The following is a 17,081-nucleotide window of genomic DNA, read 5'->3' on the forward strand; positions in this document are numbered from 1 at the left end:
TCCCCGAAAGAGGACCCATGGCCACCGTCCTGTCCGTCTCCGGCAGCCCCTCCGCCTCCTCCCGCACGGCAAGGCTCCTGCGCCACCTCGACGGCCGCCTCGCCGCCCAGGGGCACCAGGTGATCCCGCTCGACGTCCGCACCATCCCGGCCGAGGCCCTGCTCGGCGCCGACTTCCGGCATCCCGCGATCGTCGAGGCGACCGAGCTCTTCGAGCGCGCCGACGGTCTCGTCATCGGCACCCCCGTCTACAAGGCGGCCTACTCCGGCGTCCTCAAGGCCCTTCTCGACCTGCTGCCGCAGTACGCCCTCGCCGGCAAGACCGTCCTTCCCCTCGCCACGGGCGGTTCGACCGCCCACGTGCTGGCCATCGACTACGCCCTGCGGCCGGTGCTGAGCTCCATGGGCGCGGGACACATCGTGCAGGGCTGGTTCACCCTCGACAAGGACATCACCGCCCACGAGGACGGCTCCCTCACCGTCGCCCCCGCCGCGCGTGAGGCCCTCACCCAGGTGCTCGACCAGTTCTCCACCGCCCTCGGCCGTACGCCCCTGCTGGCCGCGGCGGGCTGACCCATGACCGCGAAAGTCATCGCCGACGATCTGGAGGCCCTGACCGTCGCCCACGCCCTCGCCGACGAGTTCCGCGTCACCGCCTCCGAGCGGGACGCCGAACGCCGCCTGCCCCGGGAGGAACTGGACCGCCTCACCGCCTCCGGCCTCCTCGCGGTCACCGTGCCCGCCGAGCACGGGGGAGCGGACGTACGCCAGGAGACCCTCGCCGAGATGTTCCGGCTGCTCGCCTCGGCCGACGCGAGCCTCGCCCAGATCCCGCAGAGCCACTTCGTGTACGTCAATGTGCTCCGCCGTCAGGGCACGCCGGAGCAGCGGGAGTTCTTCTTCGGCGAGGTCCTCGCCGGGCGCCGCTTCGGCAACGCCCAGTCGGAGGCGGGCACCCGACACGTCCAGGACATCCGCACCCGTCTGGAACCCCGCCCCGACGGCTCGTACACGCTGACCGGCGTCAAGCACTACTCCACCGGCGCCCTCTTCGCCGACTGGATCCCGGTGCTCGCCCGCGCCGAGGACGACCACCTGCACGTGGCGTACGTACCCGGGGACGCACCGGGGCTCACGGTGATCGACGACTGGGAGGGCATGGGCCAGCGTACGACCGCCAGCGGCACGGTACGTCTGGAGGCGGTACCGGTGCCCGCCGACCGGGTCCTCCCGCACCACCTCACCTTTCAAGGACCCCAACTCCACGGGGCGGTCGCCCAGTTGCTGCACGCCGCCATCGACGCGGGCATCGCGGGCGGAGCTCTGGCCGAGGCCGCCGAGTTCGTCCGCACCAAGAGCCGCCCCTGGTTCGAGAGCGGCGTCGAGACGGCCGCCGAGGACCCGCTGCTGATCCAGCGGTTCGGTGAACTCGCCATCCAGGTACGTGCCTCCGAAGCACTTCTCCGGGAGGCCGCCCGTGCCGTCGAGTCGGCCCGCGCCGACCTCACCGACGACTCGGCGGCCGAGGCGTCCATCGCGGTCGCCGCGGCCAAGGCGCACGCCGCGCAGACCGCCGTGGAGGTCGGGAGCGCCGTGTTCGAGGTATCCGGCACCCGCTCCGCACTCGACTCCCTCAACCTGCACCGGCACTGGCGCGACGCGCGCACCCACACCCTGCACGACCCCGCCCGCTGGAAGGTCCAGCACATCGGCAGGTACGTCCTCACCGGCACGCGGCCGCCGCGCCACGGCCTCCTTTAAGAGATCTTCCGGAACGGAGACCCCCGTGTCCCTCACCTTCCACTGGTTCCTCCCCACCAACGGGGACAGCCGCCATGTCGTCGGCGGCGGCCACGGCACCCCGGCCACCGCCTCCGGACGGGACCGGCCCCCGACGGTGGCCTACCTGAGCCAGATCGCCCGCGCCGCGGAGGATCTCGGTTTCGTGGGCGCGCTCACCCCGACCGGCGCCTGGTGCGAGGACGCGTGGCTGACGACCGCGATGGTCAGCCAGAACACGGAGCGCCTGAAGTTCCTGGTCGCCTTCCGCCCCGGCTTCGTCTCGCCGACGCTCGCCGCGCAGATGGCGTCCACCTTCCAGCGCCAGTCCGGCGGACGGCTCCTGCTCAACGTCGTCACCGGCGGCGAGAGCCACGAGCAGCGGGCCTACGGCGACTTCCTCGACAAGGACGACCGGTACCGACGTACCGGTGAATTCCTGCAGATCGTAAGGGAGTTGTGGGAGGGCAAGACCGTCGATCTACGGGGTGAGCACCTCCAGGTCGAGGACGCGAAGCTGGCGCGGGTGCCGGACCCCGTCCCCGAGGTGTACTTCGGCGGGTCCTCGCCGATCGCCGGCGAGGTCGCCGCGAAGTACGTCGACGTCTACCTCACCTGGGGCGAACCGCCGGCCCAGGTCGCCGAGAAGATCGCCTGGATCAGGGGGCTCGCGGCGAAGGAAGGGCGGACGGTGCGGTTCGGTGTCCGGCTGCACGTCATCACCCGGGACACCTCCGAAGAGGCCTGGGCAAAGGCGCACCGGCTGCTCGACGGGTTCGACGCGGAGACGGTGAAGTCCGTCCAGGCCGGGCTGGCGCGCAGCGAGTCCCAGGGGCAGCAGCGGATGCTCGCTCTGCACGGCGGCAGCCGGGACGGACTGGAGATCCACCCCAATGTGTGGGCCGGTATCGGGCTGGTGCGCGGGGGTGCGGGGACCGCGCTGGTGGGCAGCCACGAGGAGGTCGCCGAGCGGATCAAGGAGTATGCGGCGCTCGGCATCGAGGAGTTCGTGCTGTCCGGGTATCCGCATCTGGAGGAGGCCTACTGGTTCGGCGAAGGGGTGTTGCCGAGGCTGGCCGCGCAGGGCGTGTGGCGCCATCCGTTCCGCACGGAGAGTGCCCCCTCGGCGCAGGTGCCCTTCGCGACCTGACGAAGGGCCGGCACGACCCCGCCGGCCGAATTCAGTGAATATTCAACTGGCCGCCGTTCGCGGGAATTTCCGGTCGTTTTCCCAAGTCGAACTATTCCCGAGCCGTCACTAGCATGGACGTATGAACGGCACACCTGAGTTCTACGTGGTAAGGGAGGGCGACACGCTCTCCGCAATCGCGGCCAGGCATCATGTGTCACTGGCCCAGATCCTGGAGTGGAATCCTCAGATCAAGAACAAGAACCTCATTCACCCCAACGACCGGGTTCGTGTGGTCGCGCCCAGCGGGGCGCACGGCGGAGGGCATGGCGGCGAGGACGAGCCCTTTCCGGGCAAGGACTTCTTCCGGCCGTCCGTGAGCAGCCCGATCATCGCGGCCATGGGCTGGCGCCTCATCGAGGAGGGGTGCTCGGCGTATCCCGACGAGCCCGATTTCCGGTGGAGCGAGGCGGACCGGCAGTCCTATGCCAAGTTCCAACGGAAACTGGGCTTCTCCGGCAGCGACGCCGACGGAATTCCGGGTCGGGTGTCGTGGGAGAGACTTCATGTGCCCGCCCTCCACATGAGCGAATAGCCCTCCCGGGCAACAAGGGAGACCGGCTGTGGCTAGTTCCGCGGCGGCCCGGGAAAGAACGTGGGCCCGTACGCGCCGGCGGCTCGGGGCCGGCCCGAGTCCCCGACCGCCGCGGTCGCCTTGGCGGGCACGAGCCAAGACCCGTCTCGCCTATCTCGAGGTGCAGTTGAGGCGCGAGCAGGCCAAGCCGCCCTCGGACGACCGCAAAGCCCTCATCGAGGGAACGGCAGTTCATCTCGGCAAGGCCTGCTCGGCGGCGGACGAGTCGTTCGGCTGGCGTCGGTTGTGGTCGTGTTCGACCGCCCAGGAAGGCGTCTGGTCGAACCTGCGCAGTGCCGAGGTGCTGCTGTTCCAGCTGGCGTCCGACGCGGAGGTCGCGGGCCGCGCCAGTGAGGTCATGGCGCTGGTCAAACGCCATCTGGACAAGGACGATCCGCAGCGGGTCAGCCTCGTCCAGCGGATCCGTCACATCGTCTCCGGTGAGATGACCTACACCGACCGTGAGTTGCTGACCCGGGCCCTGGACAGCGCGTACACCGCCCTGGACGCTGAACTGTCCAGGGTGAGGAGTCTGCGCAACATCCTCTGGGCGGCCACGTTCGTGGTGATGGCCGGTGTGGCGGGCCTCGCCGTCTACGGCTGGTTCTTCCCCCAGTCGCTCAGCCTGTGTTTCGCGCCCCGGCCCGGCCCCGTCGCTGCCGGCATGGACATCGTCTGCCCCAGCAAGGACTACAACAACGAGTCGGCAGGCAGCGTTCCCAGCAGTTTCGCCCAGTCGAGGGACATCCTCACCGTCGAGATCGCCGGGCTGGCCGGTGCGGCGTTCACCGTCATCGCGTCACTGCGCCGCATCCGGGGAACCAGCGCCCCCTACATGCTCCCCCTGGCGTCGGCGGTCCTGAAATTCCCGACCGGCGCCCTGTCCGCCTTCCTCGGGGTACTGCTGATCAGGGGCGCCTTCGTCCCCGGTCTCAGCGACCTGGACAGCAGAGCGCAGGTCCTCGCCTGGGCAGCGGCCTTCGGCGCCGCGCAGCACCTGGTGACCCGACTGGTGGACGACCGCGCGCAGCTGACGCTGTCGGAGGTGGGCAGACCCACCGACTCGGTCGTCGATCCGGAGAACGCCGCCGTCATGGAGGGCAGCGTGCACGAGGAGGCCTGGACGAACGGACCACCGACCGCCCGGGACGGGGGCGGTGAAGGAGCCCACGGCAGCCTGGTCGAGGAAGCGCCGGTGGAACAACCGGAAGGGCCGGCCGGGCCGCGCCCGGCCACGCGGTGAACCGGGCCTGTGGCCGACCGGCATCAGCTGGTCAGCGCGGTGAGATGAGCCGTGCGTGACTCCCGCGTCTGGCCCTGCACCAACAGGAACAGCGCCTCCCGGGCCAGGCGTTGGGCCCGGTTCGTCAGCAGCATCGAGCGGCCTCCCGCGCTCACCACGGCTGCCGTGGTGGCCGCCTGCAAGACCTCGTACGCCTGTGTCCTGAGCGCGAGTCGTTCCGCGACGCGCTCATGGGGTGCCGCGTCCGCGACCAGGGCGTAGGCACGGCCGCGCACTTCGCTCAGCCGGGCGCGCAGGGGGGCCGCCGTCTCCTCGTCGAGGAAGGGCAGGGCCGCCTCCGCGACGCCGAAGACCGCCGGGTTGGCGTTCAGCGTCTTGAGACGGTCCGTCGCCGCCCAGCGGTCGTACGGGGTGCGCAGGGCCACCGCCTCCTCCGGCAGCCACAGGCCGTCGAGCTCCAGCGACACCGTGCGGGACGCGGTGAGGGCCGCCAGCCGCATCGGCTCCGATGCCCGCAGGCCGGGCTGTTCCCTCGCCTCCGTGAAGGCGAACAGGGCCTCGTCCGTGTCGGTCACTCCGGCGAGCAGCATGACGTCGTTCAGACCCCACCCCGTGTACCAGGGCACCGAACCGTCGAACCGCCAGCCGCCCCGGTCCCGGCTGACGCGCACGGGGGTCCGCGGGTAGGCCCGCAGATGGGCGTACGCCACCCCGGACAGCAGCTCGCCGCTCGCCAGCCGGGCCAGCAGGCGCTCGCGCACCGGGCCCTCGCTCTTCGTGAGGGTCAGGACCGGCGTGTGGTGCTGCGTCTGCACGAACCAGGTCGAGCAGCACGCCCCGGCCAGAATCTCCGCCGTTTCGCGCACCACCGCAGCGGACGCCGCGGCCCCGCCGTACTCCCGCGGCGCGTTCAGGCCGAGCAGGCCCGAGCTCCTGATCTCGGCGAGATGGCTTGCGGGCACCTGAGTCTGGTCGACCTGTTCGGCGTGCGGGGCGAGGAGGTCGTCCGCGAGACGGCGGGCCCGGACGACGAGGGGGTGCGGTGCGGTCATGGACAAGATTCTTTCCGGTTTCACGGTGTGGACTGTCGATCCGGGGGACTGCCGTTCGTGTAGGAGGTGAGAGAGCGGCACGAAGCCAAGGAGGACGTCATGAAGCACTATCTGCTCAGTGTGGTCCAGCCGGCCGGCGGTGAGCCGCCCCCGCCCGACGAGCTGTCCGAGATCATGCGCCGCGTTCAGGCGTACAACGACGAGCTGCGCGCCGCCGGGGCCTGGGTCTTCGCCGGCGGGCTGCACGGACCGGAGACGGCCACGATGCTGCGGCCGAAGGACGGCGACGTGCTGGTCACCGACGGGCCGTACGCCGAGGGCAAGGAGTACCTCGGCGGGCTGTGCCTGATCAGGGCCGCCGACCTGGACGAGGCCCTGGAGTGGGGCAGGAAGGCCGCCCTGGCCACCACCCTCCCCATCGAGGTGCGCCCCTTCACGGACACCCACTGACCGATGCCGGACACCACGGACGTCGAGGCGGTCTTCCGCGCGGAGTACGGCCGTGCCGTCGCCGTCCTCGTCCGCCTCCTCGGCGACATCGACCTCGCCGAGGAAGCCGTCCAGGACGCGTTCACCGCGGCCGTACGGCGCTGGCCGGAGACCGGCGTGCCGCCCAGCCCGGCCGGGTGGATCATCACCACGGCCCGGAACCGGGCCGTCGACCGGCTGCGTCGCGAGTCCACCCGGGACGCCCGGCAGGCCGAGGCGGCCCGGCTGAACGCCCCCGACCCGCCCGCGCAGGAGGGCCCCGTGCGTGACGACCGGCTCCGCCTGATCTTCACCTGCTGCCACCCCGCGCTCGCCCCGCAGGCACGGGTCGCGCTGACCCTGCGCCTCCTCGGCGGACTCACCACCGCCCAGATCGCCCGCGCCTTCCTCGTCCCCGAGCCGACCATGGCGCAGCGCCTGGTCCGCGCCAAGGCGAAGATCCGCGACGCCCGGATCCCGTACCGCGTGCCCCGGGACGCGGACCTTCCGGACCGGCTCAAGGGGGTCCTCGCCGTCATCTACCTGATCTTCAACGAGGGGTACGACGGTCCGGCCGAACTGTGCGCGGAAGCCGTACGCCTGGGACGCCTCCTGAGCGAACTCATGCCGGACGAGCCCGAGGCCACCGGGCTGCTCGCGCTGATGCTCCTCGTCGAGTCCCGCCGGGCGGCGCGGCAGGACGGCGACGGGGTGCTGGTGCCGTTGCCCGAGCAGGACCGCGAGCGCTGGGACCGTGACCTGATCACCGAGGGACAGTCGCTCGTACGTCGTTGTCTGCGCCGGAACCGGCCCGGGCCGTATCAGATCCAGGCCGCCATCCAGGCCGTCCACAGCGACGCGCCGACCGCCGACGCCACCGACTGGGGGCAGATCCGTCAGCTGTACGACCAGCTGACGGCGGTGGCGCCCGGTCCCGTGGTGGCCCTCAACCGGGCGGTCGCGCTGGCCGAGGTGGAGGGTCCGGGGCCGGCCCTCGCTCTGGTGGACGCCCTCGGCCTGGAGCGGTACCACGTCTTCCACGCCGTACGGGCGGACCTGCTGCGGCGCCTCGGCCGAGCCGCCGAGGCCGCCGACGCGTACGCGACCGCCGCCGCCCTGACCGAGAACCCGGCCCAACGCGCCTACCTCGACCGCGCCCGACGGACCCTGCACCACGCCTAGCCGGGGCTGCTCACAGGGGGGCCGCCCCCGCCGCCCCTTCCCGTTCCCGTCCCTGGGGGCTGCCGCTCCCCGACCCCCGCTTCGGCCTGAACGGCCTCGTCCTCAAACGCCGGACGGGCTGAAATCAGCCCCTCCGGCGGTTGAGGAGCGGGGTCTGGGGCGGAGCCCCAGAACGTCGGGAAAGGGAAGGGGCGGCGGGGGCGAGGATCCCGTCACACGCTCAGCGCCTCCCGCACGGACCGCTCGGCATCCTGGCCGCCCTCGCCGGAGGAGGTGACCCGCCCGGCCTCCAGGACGTAGTACCGCTGTGCCGCCCGCATCGCGAAGCCGACATGCTGCTCGACCAGGAGCACCGACAGCCCGCCGCGGGCGGCCAGGGCGAGGATCGTGTCCTCGATCTCGGCGACGACCGTCGGCTGGATGCCCTCGGTCGGCTCGTCCAGGAGCAGGATCCGGGGTTCCGTCACCAGGGCGCGGGCGATGGCGAGTTGCTGCCGCTGCCCGCCCGACAGCAGGCCCGCCCGGCGGTGGGACAGCGCCCGCAGCGCCGGGAACAGGTCCAGGGCTTCGCCGATCGCGGCCTTGCCGCGTCTGCGGCCGTCCGCGACGAGCTGGAGGTTCTCCGCGGTGGTCAGGTGCGGGAACGCCTGCTGGCCCTGTGGGACGTACGCCATGCCGCGCGCCACCCGCTCGTGCGGCTTGCGGCGGGTGATGTCCTCGCCGTCGAGGCGGACGGTGCCGCTGCTCGGCGTGAGCAGTCCGACGGCGGCCCGCAGCAGGGTGCTCTTGCCGGCACCGTTGTGTCCGAGCACCGCGGCCACCCCGTCCTTCGGCACCTCGACGGTGACCCCGTGCAGGACGCTGCTGCGGTGGTAGCCGACCCGGACGTCTTCGATCTGCAGCATCACGCCTCCTGTACGACAGCGGTGTCCGACGCGTCCTCGGCGGCTGACGCGTCCGCCGCGTGCCCGAGGTACACCTCCTGCACCTTCGGATCCGCCTGGACCTCGGCCACCGCGCCCTCACTGAGCACCTTGCCGGCGTGCAGCACACTGACGCTGCGCGCGAAGGACCGCATGAAGTCCATGTCGTGCTCGATGACGACCACGGTCCGTTCCTCGCTGATCCGCTGGAGCAGTTCGCCGGTCGCCTGGCGCTCGTCGTGGCTCATGCCGGCGACCGGCTCGTCGAGCAGCAGCAGCCGTACGTCCTGCACGAGCAGCATGCCGATCTCCAGCCACTGCTTCTGGCCGTGCGCGAGCGTCCCGGCCAGGGAGTCGGCGAGCTCGGTGAGCCCGACCGTCTCCAGCGCCCTGGCGACCGGCTCGGGAACGTCCTTGCGGCGCCGCAGCATGGTCCACATGCTCCGGCCGGCGCCCGCCGCGATGTCCAGGTTCTGCAGGACCGTCAACTCCTCGAAGACGGTGGCCGTCTGGAAGGTACGGCCGATCCCGGACCGCGCGATCCTGTGCACGCTCCGCCCGAGCAGCTCCTGCTCGCCGAAGCGCACCGAACCCGTCGCCCTCACCAGGCCGGTGACCGCGTCGACCAGGGTGGTCTTGCCCGCGCCGTTCGGCCCGATGAGGAAGCGCAGGTCGCCGGGGCGGACGTCGAGGTCCACCCCGTCGACCGCGGTGAACCCGTCGAAGGACACCCGCAGTTGCCGTATCTCGAGACCCGAGAGCTCACTCATGCCGCTTCTCCCACCGGTACGACGGGCGCCTTCTGCTCCGGCGCCTCGGGGGCCCGGCGGCGGCGTACGTACACCGCCAGTGAGGCCAGACCGCCGGGCAGGAACGCCAGGGCGACGATGAACAACAGGCCCTGGAAGTACGTCCAGGCCGCCGGGAACTCCTCCGACAGGGCCGTCTTGACCCAGGCGACCGCGACCGCGCCGAGCACCGCGCCGGCCAGGCTCGCCCGGCCGCCGACGGCGGCGCCGATGACGAACTCGATGGACGGCACGATGCCGATCAGCGCGGGCGAGATGATGCCGACCGCCGGCACGAACAGCGCGCCCGCGAGACCGGCCATGCCCGCCGCGACGACGTACGCGACCAGTTTGACGTTCGCCGGGTCGTAGCCGAGGAACCGCACCCGCTCCTCGGAGTCCCTCACGGCGACCAGGAGTTCGCCGTAGCGGCTCTGGATCAGCTGACGTGCCAGGGCGATCAGGAGCAACAGGACGGCGGCGATGACGAAGTACACCATCCGCTGGTTGACCGGGTCGTCGAGGGAGTAGCCGAAGAAGCCCTGGATGTCGGTGAGTCCGTTGGTGCCGCCGGTGGTGGCCTGCTGGCCGATCAGCCAGATCGCGAACGCGGCGGCGAGGGCCTGGCTGAGGATCGCGAAGTAGGCGCCCTTGACCCGGCGCCGGAAGACGAACAGGCCGAGCAGCGCGGCGACCGCCATCGGCAGCAGTACGGTCGCGGCGATCGCGAACAGCGGGTTCGCGAACGGCCGCCACCACCAGGGGAGTTCGGTGGCGGTGCCGTACAGCTGCATGAAGTCGGGGAGGTTGCCGGAACCGGCGTCGGCGATCTTCAGGTGCATCGCCATGGCGTAGCCGCCGAGCCCGAAGAACACGCCCTGACCGAGCGTCAGCAGGCCGCCGCGGCCCCAGGCCAGGCAGATGCCGACGGCGACGATCGCGGTGCACAGGTACTTGGCGAGCAGTCCGAGCCGGAAGTCGGACAGCACGAGCGGGGCGACGGCGAACAGCGCGACGGCGGCCGACGCGAAGCCTGCCGCGGCCCGTGCGGAACGGCCTTTCAGCAGGTTCATACGAGACTCCTCGTGCGCAGCGTGTACAGCCCCTGGGGCCGCCACTGGAGGAACGCGACGATGGCGACGAGCACCAGGACCTTGGCGACGCTGACGGTGGTGGAGTACTCCAGGACCGACTGCAGCGCACCCAGCACGAAGGCGACGATGACCGTGCCCTTGAGCTGCCCGATGCCGCCGACCACGATCACCAGGAAGGCGTCGATGATGATGTTGGTGCCCATCGTCGGCCCGATCGGTCCGACCAGCGTCAGCGCCACCCCGGCGACCCCCGCGAGTCCGGACCCGAGGAAGAACGCCGTGCGGTCGACGCGGCTCGTGGAGATGCCCGACACCTCGGCGAGGTCCCGGTTCTGGACGACGGCCCGCACCCGGCGGCCCAGGGGCGTCAGCCGCAGCGTCAGCGACAGTGCGACGACCGCCGCGACGGCCAGACTCAGGATGAACAGCCGGCTGTTGGCGAAGGTGAGCGGGTCGTCGCCGCCGATCACGGTGATGTTCCCGGTGAGCCAGTTTGGCGCCCGGGTCTGCACATTCGGGGCGCCGAAAACGTCCCGGGCGAGTTGCTGGAGCATCAGCGAGACGCCCCAGGTGACGAGAAGTGTGTCAAGTGGCCGCAGATACAGACGTCGTATCAGCAGCCATTCGAGGAGTGCGCCCAGGGCGCCCGAGACGAGAAAGGCGACGGGAAGTGCGACGAGAAGGGATATTCCCGCGCTGGAAATGGACTTCTGGAGGACGTACGTGGTGTAGGCGCCGGCCATGATGAACTCGCCGTGGGCCATGTTGATGACGTTCATCTGGCCGAAGGTGAGGGAGAGACCGAGCGCGATGAGCAGCAGGACGGCACCGATGCTGATGCCGGTGAAGGTCTGACCGAGAATCACGGTCATGCGGCGGCTCCCGGGAGGGGGTGCGGGCGGGCGCGGGGGCCCCGGCGAGCGAGGCCCCCGTGCGACGAGCGGTCAGGACAGGCTGGAGGCCCAGGAGTAGCCCTTGAGGTACGGGTCCGGCTTGATGGGCTTGCCGGAGTCCCACACCTGCTCGATCAGACCGTCGCTGCCGATCTTGCCGATCCGGGCGGTCTTGTAGATGTGCTGCGAGGCGCCGTCCACGGTGACCTTGCCCTCGGGGGCGTCGAAGGTGATGCCGTCGGAGGCGGCCTTCACCTTCTCCGGGTCGAAGGACTTCGCCTTCTCGACCATCGCCTTCCACAGGTAGACCGAGGTGTACGCGGCCTCCATCGGGTCACTGGTCGGCTTGTCCGCTCCGTACTTGGCCTTGTACGCCTTCACGAACGTGGTGTTCGCGGCGCCCGGAGTGGTCTGGTAGTAGTTCCAGGCCGTCAACTGGCCTTCCAGGTACTGCGTTCCGATCGACTTGACCTCCTCCTCGGCGATCGACACCGAGACGACCGGCATGGTCGCGGCGCTCAGGCCGGCCGACTTGTACTCCTTGAAGAAGGCCACGTTCGAGTCGCCGTTGAGGGTGTTGAAGACGGCGTCCGCCTTCGACGCCTTCACCTTGTTGGCGATCGTGCTGAACTCCGTGGAGCCCAGCGGCGCGTAGTCCTCGCCGAGGATCGTCATGCCGTTGGCCTTCGCGTACGCCTTGATCTCCTTGTTGGCGGTCCGCGGGAAGACGTAGTCGCTGCCGACCAGGTAGAGCTTCTTCCTGCCCTGGCTCTTGAGGTAGTCGAGGGCCGGGATGATCTGCTGGTTCGTCGTGGCGCCCGTGTAGAAGATGTACGGCGACTCCTCCAGGCCCTCGTACTGCACGGGGTAGAAGAGCAGCGACTTGTTCTTCTCGAACACCGGCTTGACGGCCTTGCGGCTGGCGGAGGTCCAGCAGCCGAAGGTGGCCGCGACGCTGTCCTCCTTGATCAGCTTGGTGGCCTTCTCGGCGAAGGTCGGCCAGTCGGAGGCGCCGTCCTCGCTGATCGGCTTGATCTTCTTGCCGAGCACGCCGCCGTTGGCGTTGATCTCCGAGATGGCGAGCAGCAGCGAGTTGCGTACGGTCACCTCGCTGATCGCCATCGTGCCGGAGAGCGAGTTGAGCAGTCCGACCTTGACCGTGTCGCCGCTGGTGTCGATCTTCGCGGCCTTGTCGGACGAGCCTGCCGCGTCGGTCTTCGCGCCGCACGCGGAGAGGGCGACGACGGCTGCGAGCGACGCGGCAGCGGCCAGAAGCCGGCGCCGGTGAATGCTGGGAACGCTGGACAAAAGAACCTCCTTGTCCCCTGGAGGACACCTGAAAGGGAAGAAAAGAACAGCCCTTCAGGCGCGGTGGTGGCGCGAACGCCCAGCTTTCCCCTGTTGGTGTACCGGCTGGTTCCCTGAAGTGCGGTCCACAGCCTCAAGTCAGCCTGTTTCCGACGCGTTTCGCGGTACTTACCCGGCTGTATCTTCCGACTCTCCACGGGAAACGAAACGGGAAACAAAAAAACCCCGGGCCGAACTCCTCACCGGAATTCACACGACGCCCGAGGCATTCTATTTACTTCCTGCGTGAAGTATCCAGGCGGGGTGGGTACATGTCAAGGGCGGCTTGGGTCGAGGTCCAGCTGGGCCAGCACGTCGAAGTCCACCCCGTCCGCCCGGGCGAGGTAGATCCGCTGCCGTACATGACTGCCCCGCAGCCGCAGCAGCCCTCGCGGCCCCTCGTACGACACCGACTCGGCCGCCCTGCCGATCGCCGTTACGTCCAGGGTCCGCGCGCGGGCGATGAGCGCCGCGAGCAACAGGACGCCTTCGTAGCAGGATTCGCCGAGACTGCCCGCGGCCGGCGCCTCGACGCCGAACCGTCCCGCGTACTGCCCGTGGAAGTCGAGGGTGTCCTGGTTCGCCAGCGAGGCGAAGAACCCGGCGGTGCTGTAGAGGTCCGCCGTGGCCGTGGGGCCGCTGGCCATCAGCATGTTCTCGTCCATGAGCGTGCTCAGCCTCAGGCAGCGCTGGTCGAGCCCGGCGGCGGCGAACGCCCGGTTGAAGCGCACGGCGTCACTGCCCACCAGGAGCATCAGGACGGCATCCGCCTCCGACTCCTCGATGCGGCGCAGCACCGCGTCGAACTCGTGGGTGCCGAGCGGGAGATAGGCCTGGCCGCAGATGCCGCCCCCGGACCTGTGCGCGTAGGCGCGGGCGGCCCGGGCGGTGCGGCGCGGCCACACGTAGTCGTTGCCGACCACGAACCAGCGGCGCACCCCGCGCTCGCCCGCCAGCAGCCGGATCGCGGGGCGAAGCTGGTCGTCGGGTGTCTCGCTGGTCAGGAAGACGCCCGAGGTGTGCTCGCCGCCCTCGTACAGCGCGGTGTAGACGTACGGCACGCGGTGCGCGATCCGCGGCGCCAGCGCCTGCCGTACCGAGGAGATGTGCCAGCCGGTGACGCCCTGGACGACGCCCAGTCGCACCAGCGCCTCGACGCGGTCGGCGATCTCGCCCGGTTCGGCGCCGCCGTCGACGGGCAGCAGCCGCAGCTCCTTGCCGAGCACCCCGCCCGCCTGGTTGACCTCCTCCATGGCGAGGCGCGCGCACAGCTCGCAGGTCGGTCCGAAGATCCCTGCCGCGCCCTGCATCGGGAACACGAGCGCCACGCTGATCGTGGAGTCGTCGACTGTGAACCAGTCGAGCGGGTGGGGATCGAGCTCGAACATGTGGTCATGATTCCGGGTCGGCCCGGTGAACTCCAGTGCGTCTCGTGGACCGGTCGGTGCGGCGGGGCGGGGGAGTGGCGGGCAGGTGCGAGGAGGGGACGGCCCTTTACGCAGGCGGCACTTGTACGATGTCCGCACCCCGGGACCGAGGAGAAGGATGCCCACCCCACCTCCGCGCCAGCCCCAGGATCTGATGCGGTTGTTGACGCGGGCCGAACGACTGGCCGCGCGGAGGCTTCAGACCGTCCTCGACGAGGACGGCTGCTCGCTCGATTCCTGGCGGGTGCTCGCCCTGCTCGCCGACGGCGAGGGTCACTACATGACGGCGGTCGCCGAAGCGGTGTTCCTGCCGCCGCCGACGCTCACCAAACTGATCGACCACCTCGTCGACCAGAACCTCGTCCACCGGAGGGTGGACCCCCTGGACCGCCGTCGCATACTCGCCCACCTCACCCCGCGCGGCCTGACCTACTGGCGGCGCGTCAGCCGTGAGGTCCGCGAGCGCTGGCCGGTCCTGAACGAGGGCGACGACGAGCTGCTGCGCGCCCTGCTGGAGCGGCTCGTCGACACGCTCGAAGGGGCGTCGGCGGAGTCCTCCGGCTGATCACGGACTGTTGGGAAAAGATCACGTACGGTGCTTTCCGTGTACCCGGAATCATTTCTGTAGTTTAATGGTTGGCATATACATCTGATATCTGAACGCCCATGACAGACCAGCGAGGCACCGTGAACCAGCCCACCCCCGAGCAGCCCGCCGACATCGTGGCCCGCCTGCGCGCCACCTTCCGCACCGGCCGCACCAAGCCGGTCGAGTGGCGTACCGCCCAACTGCGCCGTCTGCGCGAGATGCTCACGGAGAACGGCGCCGACCTGGCCGCCGCCCTCCACGCCGACCTGGGCAAGAGTGTCACCGAGGCCCACCGCACCGAGATCGACTTCACCGTCCGCGAGATCGACCACACCCTGGAGCACCTCGCCGACTGGCTGCGCCCCGAACCGGCGCCGGTCCCCGCCCACCTCGGCGCCGACGCCACGGCCTGGACGCAGTACGACCCCCTCGGTGTCGTCCTCGTCATCGCCCCCTGGAACTATCCCGCCCAGCTCCTGCTCGCCCCGGTGGTCGGGGCCCTGGCCTCCGGCAACGCGGTGGTCGCCAAGCCGAGCGAAATGGCCCCCGCCACCTCCGCCGTGCTGGCCCGGCTGCTGCCCGCCTACCTCGACACCGACGCGGTCGCCGTGGTCGAGGGCGGTGTTCCCGAGACCACGGCCCTGCTCGCCGAGCGCTTCGACCACGTCTTCTACACCGGCAACGGCACGGTCGGCCGCATCGTGATGCGCGCCGCCGCCGAACACCTCACCCCGGTCACCCTCGAACTCGGCGGCAAGTCCCCGGCGTTCGTCGACCGTGGCACGGACCTCGACGTCGTCGCCGACCGGCTGGTCCGCGGCAAGTTCCTCAACGCCGGCCAGACCTGCGTCGCCCCCGACTACGTCCTGACCGACCCGGCCACCGCCGCCGCCCTGGAGCCGGCGCTCGCCAGAGCCGTCGAGGCCCTGTACGGCGGTGACCCGGCGGCCTCCGGCGAGTACGGCCGCATCGTCAACGAACGGCACTTCGACCGTCTGTCGGGCCTGCTCGCCTCGGGCCGCGTGGTCGTCGGCGGCGCCGGCGACCGTACGACGAAGTACCTCGCCCCGACCGTCCTCGCGGACGTCGACCCCAAGTCGCCCGTGATGCGGGAGGAGATCTTCGGTCCGATCCTGCCGATCGTCACGGTCCCCGGCCTCGACGAGGCGATCGACTTCATCAACGACCGCGACAAGCCCCTGGCGCTGTACGTCTTCTCGGAGGCGGACGAGACGCGGCGCCGGATCGCCGAGGAGACCTCCTCCGGCGGCCTTGGGTACGGCCTGCCGCTCGCCCATCTCACGGTCTCCGACCTGCCGTTCGGCGGCGTCGGGGAAAGCGGCATGGGCAACTACCACGGCCGCTACTCGATCGAGACGTTCAGCCACCGCAAGGCGGTGCTGCGCAAGCCGTTGCGCTGACGCGATCACGCTGACACGAGTGAACTGGTCTACACCCTTGACTGGTACATACCAAAGCGGTTGAGTGTGGCTCCACACCCCCCACCACGGCCGCCCCCACGCCGTGGCCGGCCAGGCCGGCACGTGCGCACAAGGGTCCGCCTCGCGCTGCCCTTGTCAGGGAGCGGCCGTGCTCCGCAGAGGAGTTGACCTCGTGTCGAGACGCCGCATCGCCGCAGTCGTGACCGCACTCGTCCTCGGAAGCACCGTGCCGGCCTTCCTGCCCGCCACCAGCGCGTCCGCCGCCGCCTGCTCCAGCTACCCGAGCTGGGTGGCCGGACGGGCGTACGCCGCCGGCGACATCGTCCGCTACACCGACGGCAAGGCCTACGTCGCCGAACACGCCAACCCGGGCTACGACCCGACGATCAGCACCTGGTACTGGGAGCCCTACGCCTGTGACAACGGTCCCGGCACGCCCGTCGGCACCTTCGTGGTCAGCGAGGCGCAGTTCAACCAGATGTTCCCGGGCCGGAATTCCTTCTATTCCTACAGCGGCCTCAAGGCGGCCCTCAGCGCCTACCCCGGCTTCGCCAACACCGGCGGCGACACGGTGAAGAAGCAGGAGGCCGCGGCCTTCCTCGCCAACGTCAGCCACGAGACCGGCGGGCTCGTGCACGTCGTCGAGCAGAACACCGCCAACTACCCGCACTACTGCGACTGGAGCCGGCCGTACGGCTGTCCGGCGGGGCAGGCGGCGTACTACGGCCGAGGTCCGATCCAGCTCAGCTGGAACTTCAACTACAAGGCCGCGGGCGACGCGCTCGGCATCGACCTCCTCGGCAACCCCTGGCTGGTGCAGAACGACGCGGCCGTCGCCTGGAAGACCGCCCTGTGGTACTGGAACACCCAGAGCGGCCCCGGCACCATGACCCCGCACAACGCCATGGTCAACGGCGCAGGCTTCGGCCAGACGATCCGCAGCATCAACGGCTCCCTGGAGTGCGACGGCAAGAACCCGGCGCAGGTGCAGAGCAGGGTGACCAAGTACCAGCAGTTCTCCCAGATCCTCGGGGTCTCGCCGGGCGCCAACCTGTACTGCTGAGGCGCTGTACAGGAGTTCGCAAAGTGCGT

The 17,081-nt window shown here is 70.3% G+C and carries 17 protein-coding genes; 10 read left to right on the forward strand and 7 right to left on the reverse strand.

Going from position 1 to position 17,081, the window contains the following annotated elements; all coding sequences use genetic code 11:
• The first annotated feature begins 17 nt into the window (after window positions 1–17).
• The 5 genes from ssuE to ACWBNA_RS13100 all read left to right on the forward strand — a co-directional run bounded on the left by ssuE (window position 18) and on the right by ACWBNA_RS13100 (window position 4,784).
• Window positions 18–572, forward strand: a complete 555-nt coding sequence (gene ssuE, locus ACWBNA_RS13080; protein WP_482704484.1) for an NADPH-dependent FMN reductase — start codon at window positions 18–20, stop codon at window positions 570–572.
• A 3-nt stretch (window positions 573–575) separates the two neighbouring features.
• Window positions 576–1,760 (forward strand): SfnB family sulfur acquisition oxidoreductase, encoded by a 1,185-nt coding sequence (locus ACWBNA_RS13085; protein WP_482704485.1) that lies wholly within the window; start codon window positions 576–578, stop codon window positions 1,758–1,760.
• Between the two features lie 25 nt (window positions 1,761–1,785).
• Window positions 1,786–2,928 (forward strand): LLM class flavin-dependent oxidoreductase, encoded by a 1,143-nt coding sequence (locus tag ACWBNA_RS13090; RefSeq protein ID WP_482704486.1) that lies wholly within the window; start codon window positions 1,786–1,788, stop codon window positions 2,926–2,928.
• A gap of 121 nt (window positions 2,929–3,049) precedes the next feature.
• On the forward strand, window positions 3,050–3,502 hold the full coding sequence (locus ACWBNA_RS13095) for a peptidoglycan-binding protein (RefSeq protein WP_482704487.1): 453 nt from the start codon (window positions 3,050–3,052) through the stop codon (window positions 3,500–3,502).
• Between the two features lie 160 nt (window positions 3,503–3,662).
• Window positions 3,663–4,784 carry a hypothetical protein gene (locus tag ACWBNA_RS13100; protein WP_482704488.1) on the forward strand — a complete coding sequence of 374 codons (1,122 nt, stop codon included), beginning with the start codon at window positions 3,663–3,665 and terminating at the stop codon, window positions 4,782–4,784.
• A gap of 23 nt (window positions 4,785–4,807) precedes the next feature.
• On the opposite strand, the gene ACWBNA_RS13105 is transcribed toward ACWBNA_RS13100, so the two are convergent.
• Window positions 4,808–5,836, reverse strand: coding sequence for an acyl-CoA dehydrogenase family protein (locus ACWBNA_RS13105; protein ID WP_482704489.1), 1,029 nt, complete (start codon window positions 5,834–5,836; stop codon window positions 4,808–4,810).
• Window positions 5,837–5,935: 99 nt separating this feature from the next.
• Between ACWBNA_RS13105 and ACWBNA_RS13110 the strand changes: the two genes are divergently transcribed.
• Together ACWBNA_RS13110 and ACWBNA_RS13115 are read left to right on the forward strand one after the other, a co-directional pair.
• Entirely contained in the window at window positions 5,936–6,286 is a 351-nt protein-coding gene (locus tag ACWBNA_RS13110; RefSeq protein ID WP_482704490.1) for a YciI family protein, read from the forward strand.
• 3 nt (window positions 6,287–6,289) lie between these two features.
• A complete protein-coding gene (locus ACWBNA_RS13115; RefSeq protein ID WP_482704491.1) occupies window positions 6,290–7,486 on the forward strand; it encodes an RNA polymerase sigma factor in 1,197 nt (398 codons plus the stop codon).
• 212 nt (window positions 7,487–7,698) lie between these two features.
• Here ACWBNA_RS13115 and urtE read toward each other — a convergent pair whose 3' ends face one another.
• The 6 genes from urtE to ACWBNA_RS13145 form a co-directional block, all read right to left on the reverse strand.
• Window positions 7,699–8,391, reverse strand: a complete 693-nt coding sequence (urtE, locus tag ACWBNA_RS13120; protein WP_482704492.1) for an urea ABC transporter ATP-binding subunit UrtE — start codon at window positions 8,389–8,391, stop codon at window positions 7,699–7,701.
• Complete coding sequence (gene urtD, locus ACWBNA_RS13125; RefSeq protein WP_482704493.1) at window positions 8,391–9,179, reverse strand: urea ABC transporter ATP-binding protein UrtD; 789 nt, start codon at window positions 9,177–9,179, stop codon at window positions 8,391–8,393. Before urtD ends, urtE begins: the two co-directional genes overlap by 1 nt.
• A complete protein-coding gene (gene urtC, locus ACWBNA_RS13130) occupies window positions 9,176–10,270 on the reverse strand; it encodes an urea ABC transporter permease subunit UrtC (protein WP_482704494.1) in 1,095 nt (364 codons plus the stop codon). The genes urtD and urtC overlap by 4 nt, the downstream gene beginning before the upstream one ends.
• Window positions 10,267–11,163: an urea ABC transporter permease subunit UrtB gene (gene urtB / locus ACWBNA_RS13135; protein ID WP_482704495.1), complete on the reverse strand. Its 897-nt coding sequence runs from the start codon at window positions 11,161–11,163 to the stop codon at window positions 10,267–10,269. The genes urtC and urtB overlap by 4 nt, the downstream gene beginning before the upstream one ends.
• Before the next feature lie 72 nt (window positions 11,164–11,235).
• Window positions 11,236–12,492 carry an urea ABC transporter substrate-binding protein gene (gene urtA / locus ACWBNA_RS13140; RefSeq protein ID WP_482704496.1) on the reverse strand — a complete coding sequence of 419 codons (1,257 nt, stop codon included), beginning with the start codon at window positions 12,490–12,492 and terminating at the stop codon, window positions 11,236–11,238.
• 314 nt (window positions 12,493–12,806) lie between these two features.
• Window positions 12,807–13,919: a substrate-binding domain-containing protein gene (locus ACWBNA_RS13145; RefSeq protein ID WP_482704497.1), complete on the reverse strand. Its 1,113-nt coding sequence runs from the start codon at window positions 13,917–13,919 to the stop codon at window positions 12,807–12,809.
• Between the two features lie 157 nt (window positions 13,920–14,076).
• Between ACWBNA_RS13145 and ACWBNA_RS13150 the strand changes: the two genes are divergently transcribed.
• The 3 genes from ACWBNA_RS13150 (at window position 14,077) to ACWBNA_RS13160 (ending at window position 17,052) form a co-directional block, all read left to right on the forward strand.
• Window positions 14,077–14,523 carry a MarR family winged helix-turn-helix transcriptional regulator gene (locus ACWBNA_RS13150; protein ID WP_482704498.1) on the forward strand — a complete coding sequence of 149 codons (447 nt, stop codon included), beginning with the start codon at window positions 14,077–14,079 and terminating at the stop codon, window positions 14,521–14,523.
• Window positions 14,524–14,645: 122 nt separating this feature from the next.
• The gene (locus ACWBNA_RS13155; RefSeq protein WP_482704613.1) at window positions 14,646–15,968 is read left to right on the forward strand and encodes an aldehyde dehydrogenase family protein; all 1,323 of its coding nucleotides are present in this window, start codon (window positions 14,646–14,648) and stop codon (window positions 15,966–15,968) included.
• Window positions 15,969–16,161: 193 nt separating this feature from the next.
• Entirely contained in the window at window positions 16,162–17,052 is an 891-nt protein-coding gene (locus ACWBNA_RS13160; RefSeq protein ID WP_482704499.1) for a glycoside hydrolase family 19 protein, read from the forward strand.
• Window positions 17,053–17,081: the final 29 nt, after the last annotated feature.

This window comes from Streptomyces sp. Q2, from assembly GCF_056820935.1.